Origin of the sequence: Phocaeicola sp. (assembly GCF_048170425.1) — a bacterium.
Lineage (GTDB): Bacteria > Bacteroidota > Bacteroidia > Bacteroidales > Bacteroidaceae > Phocaeicola.
Genome location: NZ_DBEXBB010000123.1, coordinates 1 through 7,068, shown reverse-complemented (window position 1 = coordinate 7,068; position 7,068 = coordinate 1). Strand labels below are relative to the sequence as shown.

Genomic DNA, 7,068 nt, shown 5'->3' with positions numbered 1-7,068 from the left:
CTGTTTGATATAGCGGCGAAATATGGAATACATAGATAACCATTAAAAACAATATTATTATGAACAAGAAAGAAAAAGACAAAAAAAGAAGTAAGTTTTCATTTGATAAGGAATTTCCTAAAATGACAGATACTATTTATTTAATTAACAACAACTATGGTCATGGTATAAGTCAAATAGGGTACATATTAAAGAATATGAAAATCATAAAATCGTGATGAGAGCACTACTCATTCAAATTTATTGCGATATGTAGGGATAACTACCGGTGTGTAGATTATCCCTTTTATTATACTCATTTGTGCAATTTTTTGTGCAAGAAGATTCGTTCTCACACAATATATATAATGTAAGCCTCATCATCGGACATCTTCAAGCAGTGTGCAGAACATATCGTTAAGAAAGAGCAAGTAAATTGAGGAAAAGCAAAGAAAGATATTTTTGAGGTGATTTTTTCTTACGATTTCATTGATTATCACCATTTTACCTCAACTTTTGTGCAAAATCTGTGCAAGGAGCTATATAAACAAAAAAGACATCTAAGAAATATACTTTCTTAAATGCCTGATAACTAAATTGTTATGCCTTGTAGCGGGACCCGGGATTGAACCGGGGACCTCATGATTATGAATCATGCGCTCTAACCAGCTGAGCTATCCCGCCATTCCATTAAAAAAACCGCCAGGCGTGGAAGCCACCCAACGGCTAAATCATTTTCTGTAGCGGGACCCGGGATTGAACCGGGGACCTCATGATTATGAATCATGCGCTCTAACCAGCTGAGCTATCCCGCCATCATTTCGTGATTGCGGGTGCAAAGATAGAGTAAGTTTTTGAATTACGCAAATTTATATTCTCTTTTTTGCTCTTTTTTCTATAAATATCTACGTTAACACTCATCCAGAACTTTGATAACCTGCTGAAAACAATACAAGTGCTCATTCTATGAATAAAACAGGAAGTATTCAAACCACAATTATCACTCCCTCATGACTTCTCAAAAGTGAAGAAAAAACCGAAAAAAATTCTCAATCATTATGGAGTAAACAAAAAAATACTTTAATTTGCCGCCGTTGCAAAAAATACGAATAAAAACACCAAAAACACCATGAAAAGAAAAACACAAATTGAATATCCGCTAAATCCCTCTTCTAGTATCATCATATGGAACGCCATCAGTACCACAGCAGGTTTACAACGCTGGTTTGCCGACCATGTTACCAAAGAAGGAAAAACCTATACTTTCCGCTGGGGAAAAACGGAAACACGTCGAGCCATCGTAGTAAACAGCCGGCCTGAATTTTTCATCCGCTTCCACTGGTTGGACGATGAAGAGACTAAAAGCTATTTCGAGTTGAAAATTCACTACAATGAATTGACTACAGACCACACACTAGAAGTAACGGATTTCGCAGAGCCAGGAGAAGAAGAGGATGTACGTAACCTTTGGGATTCACAAATCGAAACTTTAAAAAGAGTTTTCGGTGTATAAATCTATAAAATATACAAAACTTTATTTTGCTGTCCGTTTTTTGTGCTACTTTTGCATACTGATAATATAAAACAGGAATGCTACGCATAAAAAAACTTGATATATTCGTTTTAAAGAGTTTTCTGCTGCTCTTTTCCGGGACATTTTTTATCTGCCTCTTCATTTTCATGATGCAGTTTCTATGGAGATATGTCGATGAACTAGTAGGAAAAGGTTTGGAAATCAATGTTCTTGCTCAGTTTTTCTTTTTATCGGCACTCACATTGATTCCATTGTCACTTCCATTGGCTATTCTGTTGGCTGCCCTGATGACATTCGGTAATTTTGGAGAACGCTACGAACTCTTGTCCATGAAGGCAGCGGGAATACCTCTGTTCCGCATTATCCGCCCGGTCGTATTATTTTGCATATTCTTGGGAGTCATGTCATTCTTTTTCCAGAATGTCATCGGTCCTAAGGCACAGAAAGAACTTTGGACATTATTGGTCTCAATGAAACAGAAATCTCCGGAAGTAGACATTCCGGAAGGAGTATTTTACAGCGACATTGAAGGATATAATATCTACGTAAAGAAAAAAGACCGTGATACGGGTATCCTGCAAGATGTATTAATTTATAATTTCTCAGACGGATTTGAAAATGCCCATATCATTTGGGCCGCAGAAGGTAAACTAGAACTGACAGCAGACAAAAAGCACTTGTATCTGCACCTCTACAATGGAGAACAATTCGAAAATCTAAAATCACAATCTGTCATCTCCCGAAATGTCCCTTATCGCCGGGAAACGTTCAAGGAAAAGCATACGCTGATTGCTTTCGATACCAACTTTGAAATGGTGGATGGAAACTTTCTGAACCAGCGTTCGGACATCAAGAACATGAACGAAATTTCCTTAGCTATCGACTCACTCAACATGTATGCCGATAGTGTGGGACGCGCCATGTATTCAGATGCCATGAAAACGACCTACCGGAAACCAATACTTACCAAAACAGACTCTACAAAGATTGAGAAGGAACATCTTGCCATTATCAATACAGACAGTATTCTGAACGGTATGACTTCTGCCCAAAAGCTGAAAACACTGAATACGACAGAAACGCGCCTTTCTTCACTCATGTCAGACTGGAGCATGAAAAGCTACATGACCCGAGATGCCGACAACAACATCCGCCGCCATCAGTCAGACTGGCATAAAAAGATAACCCTTTCACTGGCTTGTATCATATTCTTCTTCATCGGAGCTCCATTAGGAGCCATCATCCGTAAAGGAGGATTGGGTATGCCTGTAGTGATTTCCGTATTAATTTTCGTACTTTACTATATTATTGACTCCGGAGCTACGCGTGTGGCCAAAAGTGGAGAAATGAATATTATACTTGGAACATGGATGAGTACCATCATACTGGCTCCGCTAGGCGGTTTCCTTACTTACAAATCAAATAAGGACTCTGTGGTATTCAACATCGACGTATATGTAAACTTCTTCCGCAAACTGTTTGGAATAAGAGTTTCACGCCATGTCTTTAAGAAAGAGGTCATTATCCACACACCAGACTATACCCGCATCTGTCAGGATTTGGACAAGTTGTGTCAGGAATGCGAAACTTATGGAGCGAATCACAAACTGCTGGGACCACCGAACTATTATCAGGTGTTCACCAACAACAAGCATGATGATGCCATCAAGGAAATCAGCCTGCAAATGGAAGGGCTCGTAGAAGAGCTTTCCAATACAAAAGACGGAGTATTGCTGAACTTATTGAACAATTATCCGTTCTTATCTGTAAAGGCTCATAAGAGCGTATCAGACAACCGATGGTTAAATCTGCTGATTGGAATCATCGTTCCGGCCGGACTGCTTATCTGGCTGAACATCTGGCGCTATCGCGTGCGCCTGGACAAGGATTTGAAAACCATTGTCAAGAATAGCCGCGACATACAAGAAAGAATCAAAAAAACATTCTAAACTATCAATATCATTATGGAGAAAATCAAACTGAATACAATTGAAGAGGCAATCGAAGATTTCCGCAAAGGAGAATTCGTCATCATCGTAGACGACGAAGACCGCGAGAATGAAGGCGACCTGGTAGTGGCTGCAGAACTGATTACCCCGGAAAAAGTAAATTTCATGCTGAAACATGCAAGAGGTGTACTTTGCGCCCCTATCACTATATCACGTTGCGAGGAACTGGATTTACCGCATCAGGTATCCAACAATACTTCTGTATTAGGAACTCCGTTTACCGTTACCATCGATAAACTGGAAGGATGTACTACAGGTGTATCGGCTGCCGACCGCGCCGCAACCATCCGTGCCTTGGCTGACCCGACTTCCACACCGGAAACATTCGGTCGCCCGGGACATGTCAACCCCTTGTATGCACAGGAAAAAGGTGTATTGCGCCGCGCCGGACATACAGAAGCCTGCGTAGATATGGCACGCCTGGCCGGTTTATATCCTGCTGCTGCCCTGATGGAAGTTATGAACGAAGACGGCACTATGGCCCGTCTGCCGGAACTGAAAAAAATGGCAGACGAATATGGTTTCAAACTGATTTCCATTGCCGACCTCATCGCTTACCGCCTGAAACAGGAATCACTGGTAGAAAAAGGAGTGGAAGTAGACATGCCTACCGAACACGGTCATTTCCGTCTGATTCCGTTCCGTCAGAAAAGCAACGGTCTGGAACATGTAGCTTTAATTAAAGGTACATTCTCTGAAGACGAACCAGTACTGGTACGTGTACATTCTTCATGTGCTACCGGCGACATCTTCGGCTCTATGCGTTGTGATTGCGGCGACCAGTTGCACAAAGCCATGGAACAGATTGAAAAAGAGGGAAAAGGAGCCGTTATCTACCTAAACCAGGAAGGACGTGGCATCGGACTTATGGAAAAAATGAAAGCCTACAAGTTGCAGGAAGAAGGCATGGATACGGTAGACGCCAACATCTGCCTGGGCCATCAGGCCGACGAACGCGACTACGGAGTAGGTGCTCAGATTTTGCGTGAAATTGGTATCCACAAAATGCGCTTGCTGACCAACAATCCGGTGAAACGCGTGGGACTGGAAGCTTACGGACTGGAGATTGTAGAAAACGTACCTATCGAAGTCACTCCTAATCCGTACAATGAGCGTTACCTGCACACCAAGAAAGAAAGAATGGGACATACCTTACATTTCAATAAATAATCAAGAAAGTTTATGGAAACAAATAACTTAGTAAAAAGCTATGCCAGCAAAGCTGCTCAAACCGCTTTGTTCCGCAGTGTATATCTGTGGATGACACTGGCACTCGTCATCACGGGCTTTGTAGCCATGTACGTAGCTAAGTCGTACACCCTGATTGAAACCATCATGCAGAACTCCATCATGTTCTGGGGATTGCTGATTGCTGAAGTAGGACTAGTGATGTATCTTTCTGCCCGTATACATAAAATCAGTTTCACCACGGCCACACTCCTGTTTATCGCCTATTCGGTATTGAACGGTGTCACGATGTCCGTCTTGTTCCTGATTTACACGTTAAGCTCCATTGCTACCACTTTCTTCGTGACAGCCGGTACATTCGGAGTAACCGCCCTTTACGGGTATGTAACCAAGAAAGATCTTACCCGTATCGGCAGCCTCTGCCTGATGGGAGTTATCGGGCTGATTATCGCCTCACTGGTCAATCTGTTCCTGCACAACTCAATGATGGACATGGTTATTTCCTATATCGGTGTACTGCTCTTTGTGGGACTGACGGCCTACGATTCACAGAAAATCAAGCAACTCCTGTCGCACGATGACATTGAAGTTAACGAAACCACACAGAAAATTGCCCTGATGGGAGCCTTGACCCTGTATCTTGACTTCATCAACCTGTTCATTTACCTTCTCCGGATACTTGGAGATAGAAAATAAACCTTTTTAGAAGCTAATTTCTTTTTTATATGGAAGAAATTAGCTTCTTTTGCAAAGAAATTCCAACTTTAATAACACAATAACATGAACCAACTTTCAGATCGTTTGAATAGCCTCTCGCCTTCGGCTACATTGGCTATGTCACAGAAAAGTAGTGAGCTTAAAGCTCAGGGGGTTGACGTTATCAACCTGAGCGTAGGAGAACCGGATTTCAATACACCGGATCACATTAAGGAAGCCGCTAAAAAAGCTATTGACGAAAACTACTCTCGTTATTCTCCAGTTGCCGGATACCCGGCTTTACGTAATGCCATTGTGGCAAAATTAAAAAATGAAAACGGTCTGGAATATACAGCCGCTCAAATCAGCTGTGCAAACGGTGCCAAGCAGTCTGTCTGCAACACCATCATGGCTTTAATTAACAAAGGCGACGAAGTAATCGTTCCGGCTCCATACTGGGTTAGCTATCCGGAAATGGTGAAACTGGCAGAAGGAACTCCTGTCATTGTACGTGCCGGTATTGAACAAGATTTCAAGATTACTCCTGCACAGCTGGAAGCTGCCATCACTCCGAACACCCGTGCCCTGATTCTTTGCTCTCCGTCTAACCCGACCGGCTCAGTATATACCAAAGAAGAATTGCAGGGACTGGCTGAAGTATTGGCTAAACACGAACGCGTAATCGTTATCGCTGACGAAATTTACGAACACATCAACTACATCGGTAAGCACCAGAGCATTGCTCAGTTTGCAGAAATCAAAGACCATGTAGTAATTGTAAACGGAGTGTCTAAAGCATACGCCATGACCGGATGGAGAATCGGTTTCATTGCCGGACCGGAATGGATTGTAAAAGGTGTAAACAAACTGCAGGGACAATATACTTCAGGTCCGTGCTCTGTATCACAGAAGGCTGCTGAAGCAGCTTACACTGGTACCCAGTCACCGGTAGAAGAAATGCGTAAAGCATTCGAACGCCGCCGCGACCTGATTGTGAAACTGGCGAAGGAAATTCCGGGATTCGAAGTGAACTTCCCACAAGGAGCCTTCTACCTCTTCCCGAAATGTGATTCTTTCTTCGGTAAGAAAGACGGTGACCGTATAATCAACAATGCAGACGACTTGGCTATGTACTTGTTGGAAGTAGGCCACGTGGCTTGCGTAGGCGGAACGTCTTTTGGTGCACCTGAATGCATCCGTATGAGCTATGCTACTTCTGACGAGAACATCGTAGAAGCTATGCGCCGCATCAAAGAAACATTGGCTCGTTTGAAATAAACATTTATCAACCAAGTATAAAAAAATAGCTCTGGAAAAATTCCAGAGCTATTTTTTTATGTTCTTCCAAACGCTTTTACGTTTCCGAAAAAACGCCTAAGCGTTTACAATAAAACACAAAGGCGTTTGAAGTACAACTCCCTTACGTTTTGATTAAAACGTACTTACGTTTGAAACCAAACACAAGAGAGTTTTCCAACCATTAAAAGTCCCTCGAAAAACATCCACTCTATTCCAAAAAAGCAATCGAGTAGGAGGAAAACGAAGTAGTTTTCTTCCTACTTTCGTTTTCCGACCTCTCACACCACCACGCATGCGGTTCCGCACGTGGCGGTTCTTTATTTGGGATACCATTTGAGATACTCGTCATAGAGGGTTGGATAA

The 7,068-nt window shown here is 42.3% G+C and carries 6 protein-coding genes and 2 tRNA genes; 6 read left to right on the top strand and 2 right to left on the bottom strand.

Going from position 1 to position 7,068, the window contains the following annotated elements; genetic code table 11:
- Positions 1-59 precede the first annotated feature (59 nt).
- Positions 60-218: a hypothetical protein gene (locus ACMJ0U_RS04845; protein WP_417128532.1), complete on the top strand. Its 159-nt coding sequence runs from the start codon at positions 60-62 to the stop codon at positions 216-218.
- Positions 219-589: 371 nt separating this feature from the next.
- Here the strand turns inward: ACMJ0U_RS04845 and ACMJ0U_RS04840 are convergent.
- Both ACMJ0U_RS04840 and ACMJ0U_RS04835 read right to left on the bottom strand, forming a co-directional pair.
- Positions 590-663, bottom strand: a tRNA-Met gene (locus tag ACMJ0U_RS04840).
- 57 nt (positions 664-720) lie between these two features.
- Positions 721-794 (bottom strand) — tRNA-Met (locus tag ACMJ0U_RS04835).
- A gap of 314 nt (positions 795-1,108) precedes the next feature.
- On the opposite strand from ACMJ0U_RS04835, the gene ACMJ0U_RS04830 reads away from it, so the two are divergent.
- The 5 genes from ACMJ0U_RS04830 (at position 1,109) to ACMJ0U_RS04810 (ending at position 6,684) form a co-directional block, all read left to right on the top strand.
- Positions 1,109-1,492, top strand: coding sequence for an START-like domain-containing protein (locus tag ACMJ0U_RS04830; protein WP_417128530.1), 384 nt, complete (start codon positions 1,109-1,111; stop codon positions 1,490-1,492).
- Between the two features lie 77 nt (positions 1,493-1,569).
- Positions 1,570-3,462, top strand: a complete 1,893-nt coding sequence (locus tag ACMJ0U_RS04825; protein ID WP_417128528.1) for an LptF/LptG family permease — start codon at positions 1,570-1,572, stop codon at positions 3,460-3,462.
- Between the two features lie 15 nt (positions 3,463-3,477).
- Positions 3,478-4,692, top strand: coding sequence for a bifunctional 3,4-dihydroxy-2-butanone-4-phosphate synthase/GTP cyclohydrolase II (locus ACMJ0U_RS04820; protein WP_303241248.1), 1,215 nt, complete (start codon positions 3,478-3,480; stop codon positions 4,690-4,692).
- A gap of 12 nt (positions 4,693-4,704) precedes the next feature.
- Positions 4,705-5,406: a Bax inhibitor-1/YccA family protein gene (locus tag ACMJ0U_RS04815; RefSeq protein WP_417128526.1), complete on the top strand. Its 702-nt coding sequence runs from the start codon at positions 4,705-4,707 to the stop codon at positions 5,404-5,406.
- An 84-nt stretch (positions 5,407-5,490) separates the two neighbouring features.
- Positions 5,491-6,684: a pyridoxal phosphate-dependent aminotransferase gene (locus ACMJ0U_RS04810; RefSeq protein ID WP_417128525.1), complete on the top strand. Its 1,194-nt coding sequence runs from the start codon at positions 5,491-5,493 to the stop codon at positions 6,682-6,684.
- Positions 6,685-7,068: the final 384 nt, after the last annotated feature.